The organism is Microbulbifer agarilyticus, assembly GCF_001999945.1.
GTDB classification, from domain to species: domain Bacteria; phylum Pseudomonadota; class Gammaproteobacteria; order Pseudomonadales; family Cellvibrionaceae; genus Microbulbifer; species Microbulbifer agarilyticus_A.
The window spans coordinates 2,830,062-2,852,169 of sequence record NZ_CP019650.1 but is presented as its reverse complement, the minus strand read 5'-3'; the positions used below and the strand labels follow the sequence as shown (position 1 = coordinate 2,852,169).

27 protein-coding genes are annotated in these 22,108 nt (G+C 49.4%); 25 read left to right on the top strand and 2 right to left on the bottom strand.

The window, feature by feature from the left end; all coding sequences use genetic code 11:
• The first annotated feature begins 468 nt into the window (after positions 1-468).
• From Mag101_RS17860 to Mag101_RS11765, 21 genes are all read left to right on the top strand, one after another.
• The gene (locus Mag101_RS17860; RefSeq protein ID WP_157520086.1) at positions 469-786 is read left to right on the top strand and encodes a hypothetical protein; all 318 of its coding nucleotides are present in this window, start codon (positions 469-471) and stop codon (positions 784-786) included.
• Between the two features lie 143 nt (positions 787-929).
• Entirely contained in the window at positions 930-1,271 is a 342-nt protein-coding gene (locus Mag101_RS11855) for a hypothetical protein (RefSeq protein ID WP_077405218.1), read from the top strand.
• A gap of 154 nt (positions 1,272-1,425) precedes the next feature.
• Positions 1,426-1,674, top strand: a complete 249-nt coding sequence (locus tag Mag101_RS11850; RefSeq protein WP_077405215.1) for a hypothetical protein — start codon at positions 1,426-1,428, stop codon at positions 1,672-1,674.
• A 153-nt stretch (positions 1,675-1,827) separates the two neighbouring features.
• On the top strand, positions 1,828-2,169 hold the full coding sequence (locus Mag101_RS11845; RefSeq protein ID WP_077405212.1) for a hypothetical protein: 342 nt from the start codon (positions 1,828-1,830) through the stop codon (positions 2,167-2,169).
• A 151-nt stretch (positions 2,170-2,320) separates the two neighbouring features.
• Complete coding sequence (locus tag Mag101_RS18015; protein ID WP_198039982.1) at positions 2,321-2,620, top strand: hypothetical protein; 300 nt, start codon at positions 2,321-2,323, stop codon at positions 2,618-2,620.
• A gap of 153 nt (positions 2,621-2,773) precedes the next feature.
• Positions 2,774-3,151, top strand: a complete 378-nt coding sequence (locus Mag101_RS11840; protein WP_077405209.1) for a hypothetical protein — start codon at positions 2,774-2,776, stop codon at positions 3,149-3,151.
• 150 nt (positions 3,152-3,301) lie between these two features.
• Positions 3,302-3,619 (top strand): DUF6966 domain-containing protein, encoded by a 318-nt coding sequence (locus Mag101_RS11835; RefSeq protein WP_077405206.1) that lies wholly within the window; start codon positions 3,302-3,304, stop codon positions 3,617-3,619.
• A 169-nt stretch (positions 3,620-3,788) separates the two neighbouring features.
• Positions 3,789-4,046, top strand: coding sequence for a hypothetical protein (locus tag Mag101_RS17855; RefSeq protein ID WP_157520088.1), 258 nt, complete (start codon positions 3,789-3,791; stop codon positions 4,044-4,046).
• Positions 4,043-4,909 carry an LPO_1073/Vpar_1526 family protein gene (locus tag Mag101_RS11830; protein ID WP_077399638.1) on the top strand — a complete coding sequence of 289 codons (867 nt, stop codon included), beginning with the start codon at positions 4,043-4,045 and terminating at the stop codon, positions 4,907-4,909. Before Mag101_RS17855 ends, Mag101_RS11830 begins: the two co-directional genes overlap by 4 nt.
• A 92-nt stretch (positions 4,910-5,001) precedes the next feature.
• Entirely contained in the window at positions 5,002-5,355 is a 354-nt protein-coding gene (locus tag Mag101_RS11825; RefSeq protein WP_077405203.1) for a hypothetical protein, read from the top strand.
• A gap of 150 nt (positions 5,356-5,505) precedes the next feature.
• Positions 5,506-5,820 carry a hypothetical protein gene (locus tag Mag101_RS11820; RefSeq protein WP_077405200.1) on the top strand — a complete coding sequence of 105 codons (315 nt, stop codon included), beginning with the start codon at positions 5,506-5,508 and terminating at the stop codon, positions 5,818-5,820.
• Positions 5,821-5,972: 152 nt separating this feature from the next.
• The gene (locus Mag101_RS17850; RefSeq protein WP_157520339.1) at positions 5,973-6,251 is read left to right on the top strand and encodes a hypothetical protein; all 279 of its coding nucleotides are present in this window, start codon (positions 5,973-5,975) and stop codon (positions 6,249-6,251) included.
• 146 nt (positions 6,252-6,397) lie between these two features.
• Positions 6,398-6,934 carry a hypothetical protein gene (locus Mag101_RS11810; RefSeq protein ID WP_077399632.1) on the top strand — a complete coding sequence of 179 codons (537 nt, stop codon included), beginning with the start codon at positions 6,398-6,400 and terminating at the stop codon, positions 6,932-6,934.
• A gap of 922 nt (positions 6,935-7,856) precedes the next feature.
• Positions 7,857-8,279 (top strand): hypothetical protein, encoded by a 423-nt coding sequence (locus Mag101_RS11805; RefSeq protein WP_077405194.1) that lies wholly within the window; start codon positions 7,857-7,859, stop codon positions 8,277-8,279.
• 557 nt (positions 8,280-8,836) lie between these two features.
• The gene (locus Mag101_RS11800; RefSeq protein ID WP_077399635.1) at positions 8,837-9,085 is read left to right on the top strand and encodes a hypothetical protein; all 249 of its coding nucleotides are present in this window, start codon (positions 8,837-8,839) and stop codon (positions 9,083-9,085) included.
• Positions 9,086-9,707: 622 nt separating this feature from the next.
• Positions 9,708-10,085: a hypothetical protein gene (locus Mag101_RS11790; protein WP_077405189.1), complete on the top strand. Its 378-nt coding sequence runs from the start codon at positions 9,708-9,710 to the stop codon at positions 10,083-10,085.
• A gap of 150 nt (positions 10,086-10,235) precedes the next feature.
• On the top strand, positions 10,236-10,547 hold the full coding sequence (locus Mag101_RS11785) for a hypothetical protein (RefSeq protein ID WP_077405187.1): 312 nt from the start codon (positions 10,236-10,238) through the stop codon (positions 10,545-10,547).
• A 172-nt stretch (positions 10,548-10,719) separates the two neighbouring features.
• Positions 10,720-10,965 carry a VF530 family DNA-binding protein gene (locus tag Mag101_RS11780; RefSeq protein WP_077405184.1) on the top strand — a complete coding sequence of 82 codons (246 nt, stop codon included), beginning with the start codon at positions 10,720-10,722 and terminating at the stop codon, positions 10,963-10,965.
• Positions 10,966-11,646: 681 nt separating this feature from the next.
• Complete coding sequence (locus Mag101_RS11775; protein WP_157520336.1) at positions 11,647-14,034, top strand: cytochrome-c peroxidase; 2,388 nt, start codon at positions 11,647-11,649, stop codon at positions 14,032-14,034.
• 311 nt (positions 14,035-14,345) lie between these two features.
• Positions 14,346-14,714, top strand: a complete 369-nt coding sequence (locus tag Mag101_RS11770; RefSeq protein ID WP_077405178.1) for a DUF4870 domain-containing protein — start codon at positions 14,346-14,348, stop codon at positions 14,712-14,714.
• Between the two features lie 34 nt (positions 14,715-14,748).
• Complete coding sequence (locus Mag101_RS11765; RefSeq protein ID WP_077405175.1) at positions 14,749-15,177, top strand: MAPEG family protein; 429 nt, start codon at positions 14,749-14,751, stop codon at positions 15,175-15,177.
• Positions 15,178-15,226: 49 nt separating this feature from the next.
• On the opposite strand, the gene Mag101_RS11760 is transcribed toward Mag101_RS11765, so the two are convergent.
• The gene (locus tag Mag101_RS11760; protein WP_077405172.1) at positions 15,227-16,600 is read right to left on the bottom strand and encodes a glutamate decarboxylase; all 1,374 of its coding nucleotides are present in this window, start codon (positions 16,598-16,600) and stop codon (positions 15,227-15,229) included.
• An 18-nt stretch (positions 16,601-16,618) separates the two neighbouring features.
• Entirely contained in the window at positions 16,619-18,106 is a 1,488-nt protein-coding gene (locus tag Mag101_RS11755; protein ID WP_077405169.1) for an amino acid permease, read from the bottom strand.
• Between the two features lie 111 nt (positions 18,107-18,217).
• Between Mag101_RS11755 and Mag101_RS11750 the strand changes: the two genes are divergently transcribed.
• The 4 genes from Mag101_RS11750 to Mag101_RS11735 all read left to right on the top strand — a co-directional run bounded on the left by Mag101_RS11750 (position 18,218) and on the right by Mag101_RS11735 (position 21,967).
• Positions 18,218-18,754 (top strand): GNAT family N-acetyltransferase, encoded by a 537-nt coding sequence (locus Mag101_RS11750; RefSeq protein ID WP_077405166.1) that lies wholly within the window; start codon positions 18,218-18,220, stop codon positions 18,752-18,754.
• A 79-nt stretch (positions 18,755-18,833) separates the two neighbouring features.
• Positions 18,834-20,594 (top strand): amidohydrolase, encoded by a 1,761-nt coding sequence (locus tag Mag101_RS11745; protein ID WP_077405163.1) that lies wholly within the window; start codon positions 18,834-18,836, stop codon positions 20,592-20,594.
• 139 nt (positions 20,595-20,733) lie between these two features.
• Positions 20,734-21,333, top strand: coding sequence for a hypothetical protein (locus Mag101_RS11740; protein ID WP_157520333.1), 600 nt, complete (start codon positions 20,734-20,736; stop codon positions 21,331-21,333).
• A gap of 112 nt (positions 21,334-21,445) precedes the next feature.
• On the top strand, positions 21,446-21,967 hold the full coding sequence (locus tag Mag101_RS11735) for a hypothetical protein (RefSeq protein ID WP_157520330.1): 522 nt from the start codon (positions 21,446-21,448) through the stop codon (positions 21,965-21,967).
• Positions 21,968-22,108: the final 141 nt, after the last annotated feature.

Below are 22,108 nucleotides of genomic sequence, written 5' to 3'. Positions count from 1 at the left end.
TGCACCTTTTGCGCAGGTCGCTACGCTCCTATTTTCGCGCAAAATGCGCACAAGGTAAGCTGCCCCTGCCGGCGGCGTTATTGGTGCCGGTAGGTTTTTTTGTTTATCCGAGGTTGCTGAAGTTTCAGTGCTTCAAAATAGCATCCACCATTGAGCTAGTTTGGCTGGTTGCTATGCAAGCATGTTCGTTCCTAGAGTGTTCGCTCAGGCTCGGTAGAGGAGGGCTATCCAGAGTATTCCCCTGGAATGCCAGTAAGATAAAAAATAGTTGGGGGAAGTGCGGTATTCTTTCCTCGTAAATTTAGGCAGTGGCCAGCCAAGCCGTGGCTGGCAAAGTGCTAGTAGGTAGTTCAGAGTGCGGCCGCAATAACGAGGCTAGGCAGGATCGCCCAGCCCCTTCGGGGCTCGGCTGGGACAACCTACGCTGCGCTCCGGCTGCCCCTGCTAGCGGCGTTAAGTGTCAGTACCATGAAATCACTTGGAACAATAATAAACGTAGCTCTGCTTGTTTTTTCAGCCACTACGCTCGCTCAAGGTAATTGTATATCTGAAGCTTCTGCGCACCGTTCAGTTGAAGTAAAAATTGAAAGTAGCGGTTCTTGCACAAAATTGAATTGCACCAATGTGAAAGCAAAAAATATCCAGGCAGCACTATCCATCTGCCACCAAACAGAAAAAGACTTCAATTTCTGTGGTTGGCATGAAAAACGTAGGATTCAACACGTAGAAATGTTTCAGCCTAAAGATGGTGTGTATGAGCTGAGCATTGAGAAATGCCACACTTAACAATCACGGGCAGTGAAGCTCCGGCCCTTCGGGCCTCCGCGGGACGGCTTACCTTATGCACGTTTTGCGCGGTTCGCTTCGCTCTCATTTTCGCGCAAATCGTGCATAATGTAAGCCGCCCCTGCCGTGGGCGTTAAGTGTCTATGAGAACCGAGCACGAAATAAAATTGATGCAATATGCTCAAGGAGCACTTCTGGGGGAAATTGCCCCATCTTTTAGGGCGATATCTTTTAAGTTGTCTCCGGACGGTGAAGATTTAGTTGCTCGCTTTATATTTGATGGAGAACCAAGCGAAGAGGCTAGAGAAGTTGCTAGTGTTGCGTTGACTAATTTATTGGCCAACTACTCAGAGAATCATCGGAGTTTCAAAGAGCAAATGATGGCAGTTCCATTCCCCCAGAAAATGGAACATTTACCTCTTTTGGTATATCTGCGCAATGAAGACAGTTGGAACCCATGGTCCAAGGCATGGAAAAACACTTAACAAAGCCGGGCAATTTGCTACGGGCCTGAGGCCCTTCGCGGGACAGCTTACCTTGTACACAACTTGTGCGGGTCGCTTCGCTCCCATTTTCGCACAAGGCGTGCACAAGGTAAGCTGCCCCTGCCGGCGGCGTTAAGTGAGTAAAGGAATACCAATGAAGTCATTTTTGTTCAATCTGGTGGGCCTTTTAGGTTCTTGGCACTTTATAGATCTGTCCTCTAGCTATTCACTCAATTCAGTCTTTGCACCAATCATCTTTACTGGCTTTCTCATATCTAGCATTCTCTGGTTTATTGTGAAATTTGGTGTCAATCAACGTACCAGTAGCGGCGGGTTTTTCGGGGGCGATGGCGGTTATGGTGGTGGAGGTGACGGCGGGGGTGGGGGCGATGGCGGATGCTAGTCCCCACTTAACAAGCACGGGCAATGAAGCTCCGGCCCTTCGGGCCTCCGCGGGACGGCTTACCTTATGCACGTTTTGCGCTGTCGCTTTGCTCCCATTTTCGCGCAAAACGCGCATAAGGTAATCCGCCCCTGCCGTGGGCGTTAAGTGTCTATGAGAACCGAGCAAGAAATAAAATTGATGCAATATGCTCAAGGAGCACTTCTGGGCGAAATTGCCCCATCTTTTAGGGCGATATCTTTTAAGTTGTCTCCGGACGGTAGAAATTTAGTTGCTCGCTTTATATTTGATGGAGAAGCAAGCGAAGAGGCTAGAGAAGTTGCTAGTGTTGCGTTAACTAATTTATTGGCCAACTACTCAGAGAGTCATCGGAGTTTCAAAGAGCAAATGATGGCAGTTCCATTCCCCCAGAAAATGGAACATTTGCCTCTTTTGGTATATTTGCGCAATGAAGACAGTTGGAACCCATGGTCCAAGGCATGGAAAAACACTTAACAAAGCCGGGCAATTAGCTACGGGCCTACGGCCCTCCGCGGGACAGCTTACCTTGTGCACAACTTGTGCGGGTCGCTTCGCTCCCATTTTCGCACAAAACGTGCACAAGGTAAGCTGCCCCTGCCGGCGGCGTTATACGTAGGTCAGAATTTTGACCCTTAATAATGCTATATATTCCACGCTATTTATTGTGGCCGTAACAATTGGCTTGTCGTTTTTCGCAGGCGTTGCTTATGCCTATACCTTATGTGGGCTCGCGGCTTTGATCGCCGTCGGCCACTTGATTACACTTGATGATGACATGCCGGGTGAATGGAGTAACCCAGAGGGTGACAAAAGTGTGTGGCACAGCTCTTTGGTAGTATTAGCGATAAAGCTTCTAGTGTTTGTTGTTTTTGTCATAGTCACGTTGTCATTTCCATCAATAGCCAAGTATGGTGCTTGGTCTTGAGTGAAACGTATAACAAGGCCAGGCAAATAGCTCCAGGCCTGCGGCCTTCCGCGGGACAGCTTACCTTGTGCACGTTTTGCGCTGGTCGCTATGCTCCCATTTTTGCGCAAAACGCGCACAAGGTAAGCTGCCCCTGCTGGCGGCGTTAGAGCGATGAAAGTAAAAATATCGATTTTCATAGCTGGAATGATAATGGGGCTCGCAGTCTCGTATTTCTTTGTATCTAAACAGTGGGCGGTGCACCATGATGTTGCTTCGCTCACCGATCGAGGAAAAGCAATGGTGGCAATCGCGGATCTTCTTTCGGAGTCGGCGCGAGATCATGAGTCAACCATCGCTAGCCAGTTAGAGGGATATGTCTGCGATGAATATCGTAGGCAAAAATCTATCTCTTCTGGCGCTATTGACTTGGACTCTTATGGGCTTAGCGATCGAGGGAAGGTTGAGGGCATGAAAAGTTCAACTAGGTATGTATTACAAGCCGAGGCATATAATTCAAAATTGGTGGAGCGATGTGGTCAATCGCTCTAACAAGGCCGGGCAATTTTCTCCGGGCCTGCGGCCCTCCGCGGGACAGCTTACCTTGTGCACGCTTTGCGCAGGTCGCTGCGCTCCCATTTTTGCGCAAAACGCGCACAAGGTAAGCTGCCCCTGCCGGCGGCGTTATGTTTCAGGAGAGTTATGGGGCCATTAACTGAAAAAATGATCAGGGAAATGGATCAGCTATCCAGCCTTCTCGAGCATGTTGGCGAAGACGGCTGGAGCAGTGCAGTTAAGAAAGCTCGCTCATTTCTGTCTGTCTCAAATTATCGAGGTATCGAAGAAGCAAAAACATGGTTCGGCACTATTGGTACTCTCAATGACCTTGTAATTCATCCCGCGAACGGGCATCAAGTCTCAGAGCAGGAACTGGATCAGATAAACTCAAGGCTTTGTACGCTATGCAGCAATATCTACCATTTGATTCAAGATATTGAGAGAAACACAAGTTTTGAGTAAAAACATAACAAGGCCAGGCAAAATGCTCCGGGCCTTCGTCCCTCCGCGGGACAGCTTACCTTGTGCACGTTTCGCGCAGGTCGCTACGCTCCCATTTTTGCGCAAAACGCGCACAAGGTAAGCTGCCCCTGCTGGCGGCGTTATACGCTAGCGAGGAATCATGAGAATCATGAGAATCATAATTAGAATATTGGCTTTTGTTGCACTATGTATCTCATGTGCCTGGCTTTACTTTGAACGTAGCTTTGAACCAGCCCTGACTACAGTTGTATCACTATCTGCATTGATATCGACTTTTTTCTTCGATAAAAAGTCAGAAGAAGCTTCAGGTCAGTCTCAGCGCATAGGTAAACATGCTACAGGTATACAAGCCGGTGGTGACGTGAGCATAAATATCGGATCAACGGATAAAAAGGATAATTCGTGATAGGTGACAAACAAAATCAAAAGGTAGAAGCTGAAGGCACTGCCATTCAGGCGGGAGGTAATGTTACGGTTACCCAAAATATGGGGCTATCCGTTGCAGAAGTGAAGGAATTATGCCTGCTGTTTTTACGCGATAATTTTCCATCCTTGAGAGATGAGGCTATTCGAGCAGCAGAAGGGAATGTACAACAATTCGCTGCTTCGTTAGAGCAAAAAATAGTAGAAAAATCAGGGGAAATTGTTCTTGAGAAATTCACCGATCCTGATGTACAGGCAGCTATAAATGATGCTGTACAAGCTAGTGCTCGCAAAGGTGAAAAGGCCAATCCGTCGGTATTGGTCGATTTAATAGCAGAGCGAGCCTCCGCCTCCGCTAATGACTTTAAAGATATAGTCATATCTGAAGCTGTTACAGTGGTTCCGAAAATAACCAAGGCACAAATTGCCTACTTGTCATTTATCCACTATATGACTCACGTTGGCGTCCAAGGTCTTCCACATTTATCGCATTTGGAACCATATTCGCAGAGAGCGTTGGCAGCTGTATCAATGGGGTTTAATTTGTCAGATTCTCAAAAAAGACATATTCAATATGCGGGTACTTGTTCAATTGCTTCGATGATGAGCGTCGATATTTATAATGGCTGGATGACGCAACTCTATAAATATTTTGGATACACCGATCTAGAAAAATTTAAAACAGATCTCGCAGCATTCTCTCCATCATCAAAAATCCTTTTGGATACCTTTGACAAAGACGCTAAAGGTGGTCAAGTTACTCTAACAAGTGTTGGGCAAGCTATAGCTATCGCCAACCTTTCCACAACCTTAGGAAAGTTGGACTACTCCATATGGTTAAAGTAAAAGCGTATAACAAGTTGCTGCACGCGGAAAAATTACTCGCTGCGCTCCCAATTTTCCGGTGAGCAAAGCGTTAGTGTTACTAAGGTTGTATCTTGGAATATTTGATAACTGGAATAAGTTCATTTCTTATCGCCTTTTTGGCTCCATACATAACTCAAGAATATACGAATAGAAAATTTCACGATATTGAAAAAAGGATTTTTCGTGATCTTGGAGATCGAATTGAAATTACTACTTCGCTAGGTACTTGGCCGTTTGGTCCTAAAACCATTCGGATTAGGAGAGAGAGTGTTGAGTTGATCCAGGAAGCTGCTGTAATTAGCCTTTTTTTGAAAAACAAAGGTGTTATAGACTTGTACTTCAGCGGCATTAACTCAAAAGAAATTGCGCAAGAGGCTGGAGTTGTTTTTCCCGAGGCCAAGAGGGTAGTAATACCAATGCACTAACAAGGCCGGGCAACTTGCTCCGGGCCTGGGCCCTCCGCGGGACAGCTTACCTTACGCACCTTTTGCGCAGGTCGCTTTGCTCCCATTTTTGCGCAAAACGCGCACAAGGTAAGCTGCCCCTGCCGGCGGCGTTATGTTTCAGGAGTAATCGTGAGTAGTAGAAGGAAAAGAGAAGAATTTGATGAATTATCTTCAAGAGTTCTACTGTTCATTATTGGTATATCTCTCTTGGCTGTCTCGATTGCCGTCTTCTATAGAGAGGGAGCAGACAGCCAGGCAGCGCTGGCAGTTGGCTTAATTTTGGGCGTAATCTGGTTGCCGCTCGTACTTGTTAGCATTTTGGGGAGTAAGAAGAGGGCTCAAAGGTGGGCAGATAACACTGGAAATCACGAGGTTATGGTGGTGTTTGTCCTTGCTGCATTGGGTATTACATTTGTGCTAAAGAAGCTAGTCCGAGAAACATAACAATCACGGGCAGTGAAGCTACGGCCCTTCGGGCCTTCGCGGGACGGCTTACCTTATGCACGTTTTGCGCGGTCGCTACGCTCCCATTTTTGCGCAAAACGCGCATAAAGTAAGCCGCCCCTGCCGTGGGCGTTATGCATCAGGAGATAATAATGAAGTGTCCAAGTTGCTCCTACAAAATCGGTTTGCTTTCCAAAGAAGCGAACTCAATGGCAAAAAGTAAGTCATGCCCTAAATGTGGTGCAAAGTTCTCGATAGGGTTCAATTGGAAGCTAGTTGCAATATATTTTTTCCCGTTCTTGGTACTAAATATTTTTGCGAATACCGCAGCTAATGCCAACAGTTTGTTCGACCTGGCCTTAAACTTCATTCTATTCCTTGGTTTTGTAATGCTTGTAGTCGAAGCAAAACCTCAAGAAAAAGATGCATAACAAGGCGCTGCAGGGGACGTCTTACTTTGTGCACCTTTTGCACAGTCGCTGCGCTCCTATTTTTGCGCAAAATGCACACAAAGTAAGCCGTCCCTGAGCGCGGCGTTAGGGCTACGCTCTGATCGAGGGATAATTGGATTTAGAGTATGAAAAAAATTATAAAACTGAGTTTAACTGGCTTGCTGTTATCGGCTGCGCAAGCGTTCGCGGGAACGTGTGATAATGCACCGAAGTCTTCCGTTACCGAAATCACGGGAGCCCCTATAGAGCAATGGGCAAAAGTTGAATGTTCAAAATATGGTCACATTATTACTTTTACGGAAAACTATGGGTTCGTCCTCATCCCGGAACGCAGGCCAATAATTTATCCAGCCCAATTAGTCTCTAACGAGAAGCCGAGTTTGGGGCCAGATGAATACTATTTCACCTCTATATCAGTTGATGAGCTTAGTGGAAGTGCAAATGAATTCCTGCACGGCTTGCACCAGAAAAATATATTCGGATCTATTGGGCAGGATGTCCCAAAGGCTAAGCCTAAAATTTGGGAGCTTTCAGCTACTACAAATGAAAATAAGGAGTTGGCACTCTATTTTTATGAGTATCCGGATATTGTGGTTGGTACTTCATGCTGGGAAAGTTGTGCACCTACAAAAGGCTTTGTCGTGGCAAGGAAACCAAAGTAGCCCTAACAAGCAGCGGCAGAGCGACAGCCAACGCTACGCACCTTTTGTGTTGCTCGCTGCCGCTCAAACATTAACACAAAATGCGCCCAGCGCTGGCTGCGCCTGCGCTGGGCGTTATGTTTCTCGAGGATCGTATGGCATTTGGCACAGCACTATATAAGTTCAAAGAATTACTTGAACATCGTAAGTACTTTCGAAAGTGCCAGCGCTGCTTTTACCAATACGATACTAGGAAAGGTGAGTGCTCCCATTGCTCTCATCTAGATGACTCAGGGTTGAAATCTCTATTTCATGAAAGGGAGAGAAATTTTCAGGGGCGTCGACAGTTGGGTTCAATGTTCGCTTTTGCAGCCGTTATTGCGGCAATATTCTTAGCAATCTCGTTCATGGGTTAAAACATAACAAGCGCAAGCAATACGCTACGGCCCGTCGGGCCTTCGCAAGACGCCCAATGCTGTGCACTTTTTGCGCGGTCGCTTCGCTCCCAGTATTGCGCAAAAAGCGCACAACATTGGTCGCCCCTGTTGCGGGCGTTATATTTCCGAGCAATGAATGTACGAAAAAGCTTTAGTGTCAATGTTAGTATTTGTTCTTACTGGTTGTTGCAGTTCTTCTTCTGTTGATATCCACGGCAAAGAGAATAATCGCGACTGGTTCAGTGAGCTTGCGTGTCAGATTTACAAAAAGCGTGAGGATGATAAGCGTGAGCAGGAAAAGGAAAATGAACGTATGAGGCGGTGGCCAGATTCGGTACCTCCCTCAAGGTAAATATAACAAGCGCAAGCAGTTTGCTACGGCCCTTTGGGCCTCCGCGGGACGTCCAACCCTATGCATCTTTTGTGCTGGTCGTTTCACTCCCATTTTTGCACAAAAGGTGCATAGGACTGGTCGCCCCTGTTGCGGGCGTTATGTGTAGAGAAAGATGAATCGAATTTTCGTAATAGTCTCTATCGCTTTTCTGGCGGCCTGCAAAGCCAACTATGTAGAAATTAGCGATGATCCTGCTGTTTCTTTTTACGTTGGGAAGAAATATGTAACGACACATGATATGGAAATTACTGGGATCAACTTGCCTCCCGGGTACGGAGCTGATGTAGATATTTATAGGCTAGGTAGGCTGTATTCAGTCCAGCATGAGTCGCCTGAGATTATATCTAGAAAGATTTTTCCAAAAGGTGGGATATTTACAGTAGATAAAGTTTACGAATGCCAAAATTGCCTTGGCTCCGTTAAACCGCGTTACCTAACAGTTCAAATTTTTGGCTTTGATAAATCAGTTGACGTGCCCATAAAAATTTCAATACATGAAATTGAGAGTGGAGAACATGTGGCCCTAGTTAGGTAAACACATAACAAAGCCAGGCAATGAAGCTTCGGGCCTTCGGCCCTCCGCGGGACAGCTTACCTTGTGCACGTTTTGCGCGGGTCGCTGCGCTCCTATTTTCGCGCAAATCGCGCACAAGGTAAGCTGCCCCTGCTGGCGGCGTTATTGGTGCCGGTAGGTTTTTTTCGTCTATTCGAGGCTGCTGAAGTTTCAGTGCCACAAAATAGCATCCAATATTGATCTAGTCTGGCTGGTTGCTATTCCAGTATGTTCGTTCCTAGAGCGTTCGCTCAGGTTCGGCAGAAGAGGGCAATCCTGAGTGTTTTCTTGGAGTGCCAGTAAGATAATAAATAGGTGGGGGAAGTGCGGTATTCTTTCCTCGTAAATTTAGGCAGTCGCCAGCCAAGCCGTGGCTGGCAAAGTGCTAGTAGGTAGTTCAGAGTGCGGCCGCAATAACGAGGCTAGGCAGGACCGCCCAGCCCCTCCGGGGCTCGGCTGGACAGCCTACGCGGCGCGCTTCGCCCGCCAAGCGCTCCGGCTGCCCCTGCTAGCGGCGTTAAGTGAATAAAGGAATACCAATGAAGTCATTTTTGTTCAATCTGGTGGGCCTTTTAGGTTCTTGGCACTTTATAGAACTGTCCTCTAGCTATTCATTCAATTCAGTCTTTGCACCAATCATCTTTACTGGCTTTCTCATATCTAGCATTCTCTGGTTTATTGTGAAATTTGGTGTCAATCAACGTACCAGTAGCGGCGGGTATTTCGGGGGCGATGGCGGTTATGGTGGTGGAGGTGACGGCGGGGGTGGGGGCGATGGCGGATGCTAGTCCCCACTTAACAAGCACGGGCAATGAAGCTCCGGCCCTTCGGGCCTCCGCGGGACGGCTTACCTTATGCACGTTTTGCGCTGTCGCTTTGCTCCCATTTTCGCGCAAAACGCGCATAAGGTAATCCGCCCCTGCCGTGGGCGTTATGAGTACGTACTGACGGCATGCTAGTTATTGGAATAATTTGTTTTGCTTTGGGGTTTGGGTTGTTTCTGTTTGCCACGGTTTCAGGCAGGAGCCTCTTAAAGGCTGTAAAGAACGAACGTCCGGATCTTCACAAAAAGTATTTTTCGCTTTTCAACCGTTCCTACTATTATTGGGGGCTGATATTTGGCAATGCGGAACTTGAGCGAGAGGATCTACCAAAGGAAGTGTTAGCGTCTAAAAGACGAGTAAAAAGAAGGTATGAAACATCATTCATATTCTTTTTTCTCTTCGTTGCGCTGCTACTCCTGGAGGTACTCATAACAAGCGCAAGCAGTTGACTCCGGCCCTGCGGGCCTCCGTGGGACGCCCAACACTATGCACATTTTGTGCGAGTCGCTGCGCGCCTAATTTCGCACAAAATGTGCATAGTATTGGTCGCCCCTGTTGCGGGCGTTATGCATTCAAGGAGAGATAGTTGAAAAACGTAGTAATTGGATTAGCGATCGGCATTGCGATAGCGTATTTGGGCGTGTATTTCACGGGATTCTCTGCAGCAATTGCGGTTCCACAAGAAGTGGCTGAAGTGCTATCTGGTAAAAGTTTTCTAATCTGGGAAATTGCAGTAACCCAATTCCTGGGTTATGGAGTCATAGCGTTTCTACTTGTATATTTCTCGATAAAAATTTTGCGGCTCAATCCATGGGTTACTGCAATAGCGGCACTGATTTCTTGTGAAGCATTGTTATTTGTCACATATACCAGTCAATACACTATTTATGTTCCACATTTCGTTGTTCTTGTTGGTTGTGGCGCCCTTGCTGCTTTTATGGCTAGTCGCAAGAAATATGCATAACAAGCGCAAGCAAAATGCTCCGGCCCTTCGGGCCTCCGCGGGACGCCCAACGCTAGGCACGTGTTGTGCGGGTCGCTGCGCTCCCAGTTTCGCACAACACGTGCCTAGCATTGGTCGCCCCTGTTGCGGGCGTTATGCTCGAGATCAGTAATGAGAAATATTCTAGTAGCGCTTTGTTTTCTACTAACCACCCAATATGTGATTGCAGATGACTACTCATTTTGGGGTCAAAAATATGATTTACTAATTAAGGTATACGATAAACACTTTGTCGTGAATGGGATTGAAATAAAAACAAGAGATCAGATTTCTACGTATTTGATAGAAAGAGATCCAAAAAAATTCAAAAAAATACTCATAGTCCAGAGTACAGGTGTCAACAGGCCTGAGCATGTTGCTTTAGGTGATTACATGGTGAGGCTCGGTTATAGTGAGCCTGAATATGCAAAGGCGGATATTTAGCATAACAAGGCCGGGCAATTTGCTCCGGGCCTGGGGCCCTCCGCGGGACAGCTTACCTTGTGCACCTTTTGCGCAGGTCGCTGTGCTCCCATTTTCGCGCAAAATGCGCACAAGGTAAGCTGCCCCTGCCGGCGGCGTTATGCGGTTTCAGATCTAGAGTATCGATTGAAAAATGAGTAAAGAGCAACCGAACAATCCACTACATGGTGTTACGCTCGAAAGAGTAGTAACGCGATTACAGGAGCATTATGGCTGGGACGGTTTGGCAGATAGAATTAGCATAAATTGTTTTAAGAGTGATGCATCAATTAAGTCATCGCTAAAATTTCTACGAAAAAATCAATGGGCACGAGACAAGGTCGAGAAACTTTATGTCTCGACATTCGAGAAGAAATCTCCATGGGGCGATTACAAATAGTCTCTACTTAGATATTCCATGGAAATCATTAGAATTGAAGCAACATCAATCGTATAACAAGGCGGGGAACGTAGCTCCCGGCCTGGGCTCCTCTGCGGGACAGCTTACCTTGTGTACCTTTTCCGCAGGTCGTTTTAGTCCCATTTTTGCGTAAAATTCGCACAAGGTAAGCTGCCCTAGCCGGCGGCATTATCTGCTATTTTCACTGGTTGACGACTTCTGGCGTTGTTTCACTAATCCGACCGATTACTTTACCTATCTTCTCCATTTTCCAGCACGTTTTTCTGCAACGTACAGTACTCAGGTATTGATCGATTACTGATCGTCCAGATCGAGTTGGCCATGTATGTGAATTCTTTCCTGTGAATTTTCTTAATTTTTTCTGATTGCATGTCAACCAATCTAAAGCTCAAACGCTAGATATCAGGATTTGCTCGTGTTGAGCAGACCAATTGTGCTGTTTGTGAGTGGGGCGGGAAGGGCTAGAAGTTTGAATGCCGAAATTTTGACTGCATGGGATCGCGTGTCACTTTCTGGATTTGTGTGATTTCTGTACAAAGAACATATGTGTTCCATGCGGCGCTGTTCTGAAGTCCATCCGAATAGTACTGACATTTAAAACATGCGGAACAATATAGATTTTTGAGTGGTAGATTTGATTTTGCGGCGTACGGTCGGTCAGTGAAAACGGCGTTATTCATTGTTCTCTATTTTTTAACAGCGTGTGGAGGGGGAAGCAGCAGTTCTGACGCTGTCTCTGCGGTGCCAGATAGCGACCTGGACAACGGTAGTCCTAGTGGCGGGGATAGCAATCCGCCGATCTATGCACTAAATATATCGACCACTTTCTTCAAGGGCCCCGTCAAAGGGGCAGACTGTGTGTTATTTAGTGTGAATGACGGCGAAAAGGCCGATCCGGTAACGAGCTCCTTAACAGGAGATCTCGGAGTTGCGCATTTCGGTGAGGCAATTGATTACGATGGTATCGCATTGATCGAATGCTCTGGTGGTGTCTATTTTGACGAGGCAACGGACAGGGAATCTACCGATCCAACACCGCCGATGCGCTCGGTCGTCAGCATAGAGCCCGAGAGTGGCAGCAGCTTCCATTTTGTCGTGACACCACTCACTGAGATTGCGACGCAACTGGCACAAGCAACGGGTAGTCTGGATACTGCAGTCGGAGAGTCCGGATTCAATGCGAAGGTTGCTGCCGCGTTTGGGCTTCAAGCTGATGTCGATGTAACGACGCTGGTGCCAAGAGACTTATTACTGGAGCCTTCAGAGATCGATGACAGTGCTGAGTATGCCTTTGTATTGGCTGTTATATCGGCGAGTAATGAGAATGATCGAGAGATAGGGCTCGACGAGCTGCTAGAGCTGCTGGCAGCGGGCCTGGCGGCCGAATTGGAAGACGGCAATACTTTGTTTTCCGCGTCTATCCGTGAGGAGCTGGGGGCGGCGACACTAACCTATACAGATCTGAGCGCGTGGCTGAGCTTTACGCAGCGGGACATTATCGAGGATTTGCTACTGAACCTAGTACAGCGGGCAGAGCTCATTGTGCCGGAGACGAACGTCGATACGACGGATTCAATCGATCAGCCGTTCTCCCAGACAAACGCTGAACTTGTTGATTTTGTAATTAGTAAAAATTTACAGCCGGTCGCGCCGGCCCCAAATGTCAGCGATACGATGTACATGCTTGGCCAAGCTCTTGCTTTTGACAAAATTCTCAGTGGCAATAGAGACATTTCTTGCCTGAGCTGCCATCACCCGCTTCTCGGAAGCGGAGATGCTCGCTCGCTCCCTTTGGGTACTGGCGGTTCCAATCTTGGTCGGGACCGTGTGGGTGGCAAGGTGGTGGCCAGACATGCGATGCCACTATTTAATCTAGATCTGTTTGAGAATATGTTCTGGGATGGACGTATACAGATGGACGAGAACGGAGCGCTGCGTACTCCAGCGGACCAGAGTGGTGACATTGATCAGAGAATGCTTGATGTATTCTTTGCCAGGCCGGAGGTCGATGGTTTCCAGGGGTATGGGCTCGTGGCGGCGCAAGCAATGTTCCCAGTCGCCAACCGGGCGGAGATGCGGGGAGAAGTCACTGCGGATAATGAGCTTGCAGCGTTCGAGGACGGTGATTTTGCGGGTATCTGGAACGCGCTGATGGGTCGGCTTGGGGCGATTCCGGAGTATGTCACTCTATTCGAAGCCGCTTACCCCGATGTCGGGTTTGATGAGATGACGTTTGCGCATGCTGCCAATGCCATTGCTGCTTTTGAAATTCGGGGGTTTGATAAGCGTGACAACCCTTGGCAGAGATTTATCCGTGATATCTCTGCAGATGGTGTATTGAATGACCCTGATGTTCTGACCGAAGCGCAAATCCGGGGCGCGCACTTCTTTTACGATACTGGCTGTGATGTATGTCATGCCGGCTCTGTTATGTCAGATTTTGATTTTCACAATCTCCCGCTGGCTCAGTTTGGCCCTGGTAAAGGGGATGGTGCGAACGGCGAGTTCGGTCTCGGAACAGACGGTAGGCTGGACTTTGGGCGTGAGCGAGTCACCGGACAGTTGGCCCACCGCTACCAATTTAGAACCCAGCCTTTATTTAATGTGGAGTTAACGGCTCCCTATGGGCATTTGGGGCAGTTTTCCGATCTGAGCAGTCACGTACAAATTTATGCTACCCCTCGCCAATTCTGGATTGCTAACTACATGGGTTACAACACGGCTACAGCGGCATTTGATCAAACTCCTGACTATGTGAGTCAAGTCAGCGCTTCAGAGCAGGCTTTGTTTACACAGTTCAACCCTGAAGGTTTAATCAGAACCGATGAGTATCGGCAAATCATCATTGGCCTTTTGGATGACCATGACACGTTGTCGCAGGAGGAGGGTAAGGTTTTTGGGGCTGGCAATCTCACCTCTGAAATCGAGATACTGGTAGCTTTTCTAAGGGCGCAGACGGATCCTGCTGCGGAGCCCGAGAACTTAAGATCGTTGATTCCGGAAAGTGTACCCAGTGGCCTGCCGGTGGAAAGTGGATTGATAGAATGAGGAATGTCGAACTGACAGCGCGTGTGTAGAGATTGTTGCACTATTAGCGCAAGCCCGGTATTGCCAGCTTTGCAGCAGAGACTCATTTATAAGTTCCGATTTAATTTGCTAGCTGAATGGTTTTGGTTCCATAAGTTGTTGTAATTATTGAGTTTTATTTGGGGTTTGCTCAGGGAATTGCCAAAATCATAGCCAGCTGGATAATGAGTTGTTGTCTGGCTGGCGACTTTGGTTTTACAGATCCAGTAAATGCAGAAAAGAATCCCCTCGCCGGGCCATGGCTTCGCACGCCAGCAATCTAGGAGAACATCATGGATGAGTTTAAGCCCTGGGGGCTTGAAAAAAACACGTATTTAATGCTCATGCACCTGAGCCAGTTAGTGGGTTTTTGTGTTCCGGGTGCTGGCTTGATATTGCCCATTATTATGTGGGCTGTGAATAAGGATAATTCACCTGAGATCGATCGACATGGGAAAGTTATCCTTAACTGGATGATTAGCGCTCTTATTTATTCGGTCATTTTAATTTTCTTGATGATTATTGTTATCGGGGTTTTTGGATTCCTGATATTACTGCTCCTGGATATCATTTTTGTTGTGGTCGGAGCAATAAACGCGAGCGAGGGGAAACTCTGGAAATACCCACTCAGTATTCAGTTCTTCAAAGTGGAAGAAGCATAACCATTAATCGATATAGCCAGGAACGAGAAGTGATATGGATTCAACGAATCAGCTAATTCAGCCAGTCGTCGCGCTGATTGTATGGTCAATGGTGATGTGGCTGTGGATGTACGCTACCCGGTTGCCGGCGATTATCTCCATGAAGTTGGAGATGGACCCGATGGCGCCAAGAGGTGAGCAGATGGCGAAGCTCCCTGCGAGCGTGCGCTGGAAGGCGGATAATTATAACCATCTGATGGAGCAGCCTACGCTGTTCTATGCGGTTGTCCTTGCGCTCGCCGTTATGGGCGTGTCTAGTGGGCTTGCCTTGTATGCGGCCTGGACCTATGTGGCTTTGCGTATTATCCACAGTCTTGTGCAGGTACTGGGAAATAAGATTGAGGTGCGTTTTGCGGTCTTCGTCGCATCTAATGTCCCACTATTGTTGTTGGTATTTTTGGCAGCCCGAGCGGCGTTCTTCTAATCACTGTGTGATGAAGGCCCTGCAAGATCGTTGAGTGGCTGCTGCCGCGTTAGCATTTACTCACCGAACTCTGGTGCGCATTATGTAGCTTGGGCGGGGTTGCATTGCCGCCGTGTTCCTTGAGCCAGTTACAGGCGTGGATAATGTCTTCAGCAAGAAACTTGATCACGTTGTGGTTTAGGTGAGGCCGTACCACGATTCTCAAAGAGTTTACGCTTTGCGCTTTCGGCGGCATCGAGTAGGCCGAAAGCACCCATCCTTTTTCCCGTACTTTGAACGATACGTCGAACTCGTTGAAGTTGGTGAACTCTTCTTTCAAGGTGAGTGCCACCACCGGTATTCTTTGGGTGGCGTTGAGGACGTCAAAGTAGCCGCTATCGAGCAATCGCTGTCGCAGATAGTGGGAGTTATCGAGGGTGCACTGCATGATTTTGCGGAACCCCTCGAAGCCTAGCCGCAGGAATACGTAGTACTGGTAGGCGACGGGCGCTGCATTACGACTGAAGTTCAATGTGGCGGTGGGCATCTCGCCACCTAGGTAGTTGACGTAGAACATAAGGTCCTCGTCGAATACTTTGCGGTCTTTAAATACAAGCCACCCTAGTCCCGGCGGTACCAGCCCGAATTTATGCCCGGAGGCATTGATCGATTGTACCCGCGGTAAGCGGAAGTCCCACTGGTAGTCCGGATAGAGGAACGGATTGACGAATCCGCCGGAGGCGCCATCGATATGCATCGGGATATTGTGTCCGGTGCGCTTCTCGTAATCGTCCAGCCAATCGTGAATCGCCCGGAAGTCATCGTCTTCACCGGTAAATGTCTGCCCGGCAATGGCCACAACTGCGGTGGTGTTCTCATCGACGAGTTGCTCGAGGTGCTCTGTGGTGAGCCGGTACTGGTTCGGGGCGAGTTCTGCGATGCGTGGCTCAACATCGAAGTAACGCATAAATTTTTTCCACACGATTTGGACGTTGCCACCGGTGACGATGTTGGGGCGACTCGCATCCAGCCCGGCAGCTTGCCGTGCTTTTCGCCAATTCCATTTATGCGCCAGTCCCGCCAGCATACAGGCTTCCGAGGAGCCGATGGTGGCGGTACCGAACGGCTCCGCGTCTTTCGGGCCATTCCACAAGTCATGTAGCCAGCGCACCATGCGTCCCTCCATCTCGAATAGCTGGGGGTACATGTCGTGGTCGATGTAGTTCTTCAGGTAGTGTTTTTTCAGTACCTCGAAGGCTTCAGGCTCGGTAAAGGTAGTGACAAAGGATGACAGGTTCATCACCGGTTTCGCATCTGCCCAGGCTTCACTGTTTACCGTGGCCTCTGCGGCAAAGGCCGACATGGTGGTGCGCGGGAAGGTGTGATCGGGGATGTCTTCATTCAGTTGATCAAAGAATTCGTCGAATGGGGATTGTGTCTTCATCGTCGTTACCTTGATCTATTACTGCTCGGTAGTGGGCTGTTGCTGCTTCCAGCCTGGCTTACGGAATTGGTAAATCAGCAGAGGAATTGCGGTAAACACCACGGCGCCAGCAGCCACTAGAATCACATAGGTACTGGGGCTGCCGACGGGTAACTGGTCGGGAGGAAAGAACGAGACCACGAAGGCAAACGCCACCGCGAGGAACCCGATGCCCGCGACCAGTAGCATGCCGGTCATTCCGCCTGGAATTTCGAAACTGCGGGGCAGGTCGGGACGGGTGTGGCGCAAGCGAATGGCGGCGGCGTACATCATCATGTACATGATGATGTAGAGGGTGATGGTCATTGCTGATATCAGGAAGAATGCCGTGGCCACGTCCTTGAACAGAAAGTAGATGCTGGAGATGAGCGTGGCGATAATGCCCTGAACCAGCAGGATACTCTTCTGCATGCCCTGCTTGTTGGTCTTCTGCAGCCAGGGGGGCAGGGTGCCGTCACGCGCGGTGGCCAGCAGGCCGCGGCTGGGGCCGGCGAGCCAGGCCAGTGCGCCACCGAGGGCCCCATAGCACACCAGTAGTGCGAGTACCTGTACCGGCCATTTCATTCCCAGCAGTTTGTCGAAGGCTTGCTCGAAGGTAGTGAATACTCCTGTCTGCAGGCTGATGTTGTCGTAGGGCAGGATTGCGGCCACAGCCAGTGCGCCCACGGTGAAGATGGCAAAAGAAACCGCGGCAGCGATAAAGATGGCGATCGGGTAGTCCCGCTTGGCGTTGCGCATTTCGGTGGCGTGGGTGGCTTGTGCCTCTACGCCGGCGAAGTTCAATAGAATGCCACCCAGAAAGGCCAGGGAGCCGAGTCCGGCCACATGTGGGAACCAGCGCGGGTGGTGGTGGCCATCCTCTTCGGTGGTCACAGCGGGGTTGGTCGCGGTTTCCCAGCCAATATCATGGCCGGCGGTAGCCCAGGCGATGGCCAGTACCATCAGAATCAGGCCGGGTAATACGGTGCCGAGCAAGAATCCGAATTTGGTGACCTTGGCGAGCAGGTCTGTACCGGTGAGCGCCACTGCGGTTGCCGCCCAGTAGGAGAGGATGCAGAACAGGCCGACGAAGATGTTGTTGTCGGCGAGGTGAGGCAGGCCAATACCATAGGCGATGCCGGCCGCAGCAAAGCTGAGCCCGGTTGGGTACCAGACGACATTCTGGATCCACTGCAGCCAGATGGCGGTAAACCCCAGGCGCGGGCTAAACGCCTCGCCGACCCAGGTGTAGACGCCGCCAGACCGGTCCCCGAAAGCGCCACCCAGTTCAGCGGCAACGAGTCCGGCGGGAATAAGGAACAGCAGGGTGGCGAAACCGATGTAGATAAACATCGTCAGCTCTTCCTGCGCCATCATCGGCAGGCCACGCAGGCTGGTAACCACGGTGGCAGCAGTTAGCAGGCCGAGTGTGGTGGCTGTCAGGGTTTTCTTCGTTGCGGACTTTGTGGGGTTGTCGGCGGAATTCACCTGGCTTCACTCCGGGCGCCATTACGGAAAATAGGAGTTTAGTCAGTAACTTCAGGTTGTAGCTGCCATAGTGATAGCTACCAGCAAAATGGATTGTAAGAAGTCAGATCTATGGAATTTTCATTATTCGAATCCACGGCGACCGACGAAGTCGTCGAACTCTTTACTCGCGTTTTTTCGGCGTCAGAAGGTGCGGCCGAAGGGCAAAGTATCGGATTTTTGGTTTCCAGCCTGATCACAACAACGCCAGCGGATTCTCTCATTGGCTGTGTTGCCAAAGACGGGACGCGTATTGTCGGCGCCATATTTTTCAGTCGCCTGAAGGTTCCCAGCGGTCAGCGGGCATTTCTTCTTTCCCCGGTTGCCGTTGCCACCGAGGTACATGGGACCGGGATAGGGCAGGCGCTGATTACCTTCGGGCTCGACCAGTTGCGATCACAGGGCACTGATCTGGTATTTACCTATGGCGACCCAGCCTTTTATTCGAAGACCGGCTTTGCGCAAATTGACGAAAGTATTGTTGCGGCACCTTATCCCCTGAGCCAACCCATTGGGTGGTTGGGGCAGTCGCTGGATGGAAGCCCGATTCCGGCAATGCGCGGGGTAACCGAGTGTGTCGAGGCGTTCGCCAATCCAGACCATTGGTGACAGGCCCTCTGTTTCCCCATTGATTCGGCACTATGCTTTTCCTGTCCGATTCGCAGTACACCATGGAAGGTTGTATCCGATGCGCTTTTTCTCAACTCCGTTCACTCGCTTGGCGACTTTCTTAGTTGTCACCTTGGTATGTCTCTGTTTTGTCGCCGGTTGCGAGCGGGATAGCCAGTCTGCTGATGTCGTGTTTACCAATGGCACTGTATTTACCGTCAATCCGGAACAACCGGAAGCGCAGGCGGTGGCGGTCTCGGGTAACAAGATCAGCTATGTAGGTTCCGCGGAGGGCGTCAAAGCATGGGTCGGCAAAGATACCCGGGTGGTGGATATGCAGGGTGGTATGTTGCTCCCCGGTTTTGTTGACTCGCATATTCATTTGGCTGCGGGCACTTTGATTGCCCGCGGGGTCGATCTGCTGACGGATGACAGGAAAGAACTGTTTCGTCGAATCCGGGAGTACGCCGAGCAAAACCCGGAGCTTGAGGTAATCACCGGATACGGTTGGCGCTTTAATGTCTGGGATGATCGCGATCCCACAGCCGCGGATCTGGATGCGATCGATTCCACGAGACCGATTTTTTTATGGGCGGTAGATGGGCACAAAGCGTGGGTGAATTCCAAAGCCCTGGAAGTAGCCGGTATCGACAAAAACACCGAAGACCCAGCTCCGGGGTTCAGCTACTTCAAACGCGATGAAGATGGCACTCCCACGGGATACATTATCGAGGTGCCCGCGCAAATCTCCACGCTGGAAAAGCTGCTCGATCTGGGCGTGGATTACACCCGCTCCGGTATGGATGAGTGGATGCCCAAGTTCTCCGCCGCTGGTGTGACCACGGTATTGGATGCAGGTATCCAGGGCATCGAGCACGACGATGCATTTTCGCTTATTCGCGAGTATGAGGATGAAGGAAAGCTTCCTTTTCGCATCGTTGCTACCTATTACTGGAACAATGGTGAGATCGACCCGATCCCGCTTTTGGAGGAGTATCGGGATAAATACAATTCCGAATTGCTGCAAATACAAAAACTCAAAATCAATATGGACGGCGATGAGGTTACGCGTACAGCTCTGTTGGTCGAACCCTATGCGGATGATCCGGCAGCGAGCCCAAAGCCCATCATTGATTACGAAGTAGTAACCGATACTGCCAAGCGCGCGGATGAAAAAGGCTTCGATGTGTTCTGCCACTGCCTGGGGGACCTGGCGGTACGCCGCATGATTGATTCGGTGGAGAAGGTGATTGCCGCCAACCCCGAGCGCGACCGCAGGAATGCGGTGTCCCACGCCTGGCTTATCCACCCGGACGATCTGGAACGATTAAAACAGTTCGATATTTCTGCGGATATGCAGTTGTCGTGGGCGGGCCTCGATCCGCTGACGAACAACATAGCAAGGTCGCGTATCGGCGACGAGCGGATGACCCGTCTCCAGCCTGCGAAACCGGTGTTAGATGCCGGTGCACGGCTGACCTTAAGTTCCGATTGGCCTGTGGCAGCCTATGCGCCGACCTATGAACCGTTGAAAACCCTGCAGGGGGCGGTAACCCGCCAGGGGTTTGGTGAGACTACGCGCAAGCAGCCTGCGCTGGGTGGTGAGGGTGCAAAGCTGTCCCTTGAACAGGCGATTCGGGCCCATACCCTGGCCGGTGCTTACCTGCTGCGTATGGATGACAAGGTAGGCTCCATCGAGGTAGGCAAGCTGGCTGACCTTGTTCTCCTGCAGTCGGATATCCGCGATATCGACCCGTACAAGATTGGTGATACCAAGGTCGTGGCAACTATGATGAACGGCAAGTTTACCCATGATGAGAGTGCTAAGGGCTCTCCTTAGGCTATTAGCGTGGCCATGCTTTGGTCGACGTGTAGTGTATCGTCACGCGGGTTTGGTATTTAAGTATGTGAGGCAGCTTCGGTTTTGATTGTGCTCAGGCGATTCCGTAGAGGCAAAAAAGGGTTTCTCCAGTGCTGGTGTGACCCAAGCATCTTCTGGGGGAATCAAGCATATTGATGCGGGTAACACAGGTTTCAGTGTGTCGCGGGTGATGGCCGCTGCTGTAGTGGGCGGGACAGCCTCGACGGTTTCCGGCGGAAAATTTTCAAATGGTGCGATTTCGGGCTCTTTCTCCCGCGCTTTTAACCATGAGGTCCATGGAGAAGGTGGGTTGCTGGAAAGGCCAAGAGATCTACAGCTGAAAGACTTGGTAGATAGTGAAGTTAATCTGGAGCTCAACAAAGGACCGCTAGTAATCAACGACGATCTTGACATTGGCGTGGATATTACAAAGCTTGCTGCTCAAAACTTGTCTCCGTTGAGTGTGGCAGTAGATTCTAATGGGCAGGGAACGATTGCCCTTGGAAAAGAAATTGATATCGGTGTTGCACAATTAGACGGTGCAGCCATTATGACGACGGACGGAGGGGTAGGTGCGCAATTGACAGGGGGTTGGAAATGCAGCCGTTACCGCGCAAGGGACAGTGAACGCCGTAAAACCTTATGTGTGGACATGGAAGGCGTATTTATATGCGGAATAATGAATGCTAAACAGAATTTGCAGGGGATGTCTGAATAAGATGTATTTGACTTCATTGGTTAACTCTGGCAATCGCTTGAATATAAACTTTTTTCTCATCATATTGTTTGTATTTTGTGTCGCTCTTGCGCGTGCGTCGGAAGCATCATCCATGTTTAAGGTGAGTAAGAATGAGGCTGCATCAAGGGCTGAATATACTGAAAAGAAAACTCTGGATTCTGAGGTGGTAAAGAATGATTTTAGGAGATCAATTCTCGAGAATGCGCTATTTAATTTCGAACGAAGGGAATATGATTGCGATCTCATTGACGTTATATTTTCAGATGAGCTAGATGGGTATTCGCATGCGCATTTCTATAGAGGAATTGCCTACTATAAGGGAATTTGTATCCCTGAAGATCTAGTGTTGGCATATAGCGAGTTTCATACAGGTGCACAATTAGGCCATTTGGATTCTTCCTACTTTATGGCTTTGATGGCTTACTCGGGAATTGGAGTAAGCCAGGATGTTGATTACGCAAATAAAGTTTTTTCTGTACTGCTAAGGTTTGGGCACAAAAGAACTGTTGTACTTATGGAAAAACTGAAGAAGCATGGTGTTGTAAATGAGCTCTTGCTGAAGAATTTAATGGAAGAGTGGGTTGACAACTCTGCAGTTATTGGAAACAAGTAAGAATAAAATTAACTTTTCTCAGGTCTGGAGGTGACATGTCGAGCGAGGTTGTTCGAGGCTTCCCGTCGGGCCCGCGATGGGAAATTTTGAATTTTGAATAAGGTTGTAGTTCGAGCTGAAAGCGTTAAGGCCTTGTCTTTT

Excerpts from the sequence above, each read along its gene's own strand:
- Mag101_RS11745 (WP_077405163.1), top strand. The coding sequence starts at position 18,834 with ATGCGCTTTTTCTCAACTCCGTTCACTCGCTTGGCGACTTTCTTAGTT.
- Mag101_RS11765 (WP_077405175.1), top strand. The coding sequence starts at position 14,749 with ATGGATTCAACGAATCAGCTAATTCAGCCAGTCGTCGCGCTGATTGTA.
- Mag101_RS11855 (WP_077405218.1), top strand. The coding sequence starts at position 930 with ATGAGAACCGAGCACGAAATAAAATTGATGCAATATGCTCAAGGAGCA.
- Mag101_RS17860 (WP_157520086.1), top strand. The coding sequence starts at position 469 with ATGAAATCACTTGGAACAATAATAAACGTAGCTCTGCTTGTTTTTTCA.
- Mag101_RS11770 (WP_077405178.1), top strand. The coding sequence starts at position 14,346 with ATGGATGAGTTTAAGCCCTGGGGGCTTGAAAAAAACACGTATTTAATG.
- Mag101_RS11785 (WP_077405187.1), top strand. The coding sequence starts at position 10,236 with ATGAGAAATATTCTAGTAGCGCTTTGTTTTCTACTAACCACCCAATAT.
- Mag101_RS11800 (WP_077399635.1), top strand. The coding sequence starts at position 8,837 with ATGAAGTCATTTTTGTTCAATCTGGTGGGCCTTTTAGGTTCTTGGCAC.
- Mag101_RS11760 (WP_077405172.1), bottom strand. The coding sequence starts at position 16,600 with ATGAAGACACAATCCCCATTCGACGAATTCTTTGATCAACTGAATGAA.
- Mag101_RS11805 (WP_077405194.1), top strand. The coding sequence starts at position 7,857 with ATGAATCGAATTTTCGTAATAGTCTCTATCGCTTTTCTGGCGGCCTGC.
- Mag101_RS11840 (WP_077405209.1), top strand. The coding sequence starts at position 2,774 with ATGAAAGTAAAAATATCGATTTTCATAGCTGGAATGATAATGGGGCTC.
- Mag101_RS11835 (WP_077405206.1), top strand. The coding sequence starts at position 3,302 with ATGGGGCCATTAACTGAAAAAATGATCAGGGAAATGGATCAGCTATCC.
- Mag101_RS11750 (WP_077405166.1), top strand. The coding sequence starts at position 18,218 with ATGGAATTTTCATTATTCGAATCCACGGCGACCGACGAAGTCGTCGAA.
- Mag101_RS11780 (WP_077405184.1), top strand. The coding sequence starts at position 10,720 with ATGAGTAAAGAGCAACCGAACAATCCACTACATGGTGTTACGCTCGAA.
- Mag101_RS11735 (WP_157520330.1), top strand. The coding sequence starts at position 21,446 with ATGTTTAAGGTGAGTAAGAATGAGGCTGCATCAAGGGCTGAATATACT.
- Mag101_RS17855 (WP_157520088.1), top strand. The coding sequence starts at position 3,789 with ATGAGAATCATAATTAGAATATTGGCTTTTGTTGCACTATGTATCTCA.
- Mag101_RS11810 (WP_077399632.1), top strand. The coding sequence starts at position 6,398 with ATGAAAAAAATTATAAAACTGAGTTTAACTGGCTTGCTGTTATCGGCT.
- Mag101_RS17850 (WP_157520339.1), top strand. The coding sequence starts at position 5,973 with ATGAAGTGTCCAAGTTGCTCCTACAAAATCGGTTTGCTTTCCAAAGAA.
- Mag101_RS11850 (WP_077405215.1), top strand. The coding sequence starts at position 1,426 with ATGAAGTCATTTTTGTTCAATCTGGTGGGCCTTTTAGGTTCTTGGCAC.
- Mag101_RS11845 (WP_077405212.1), top strand. The coding sequence starts at position 1,828 with ATGAGAACCGAGCAAGAAATAAAATTGATGCAATATGCTCAAGGAGCA.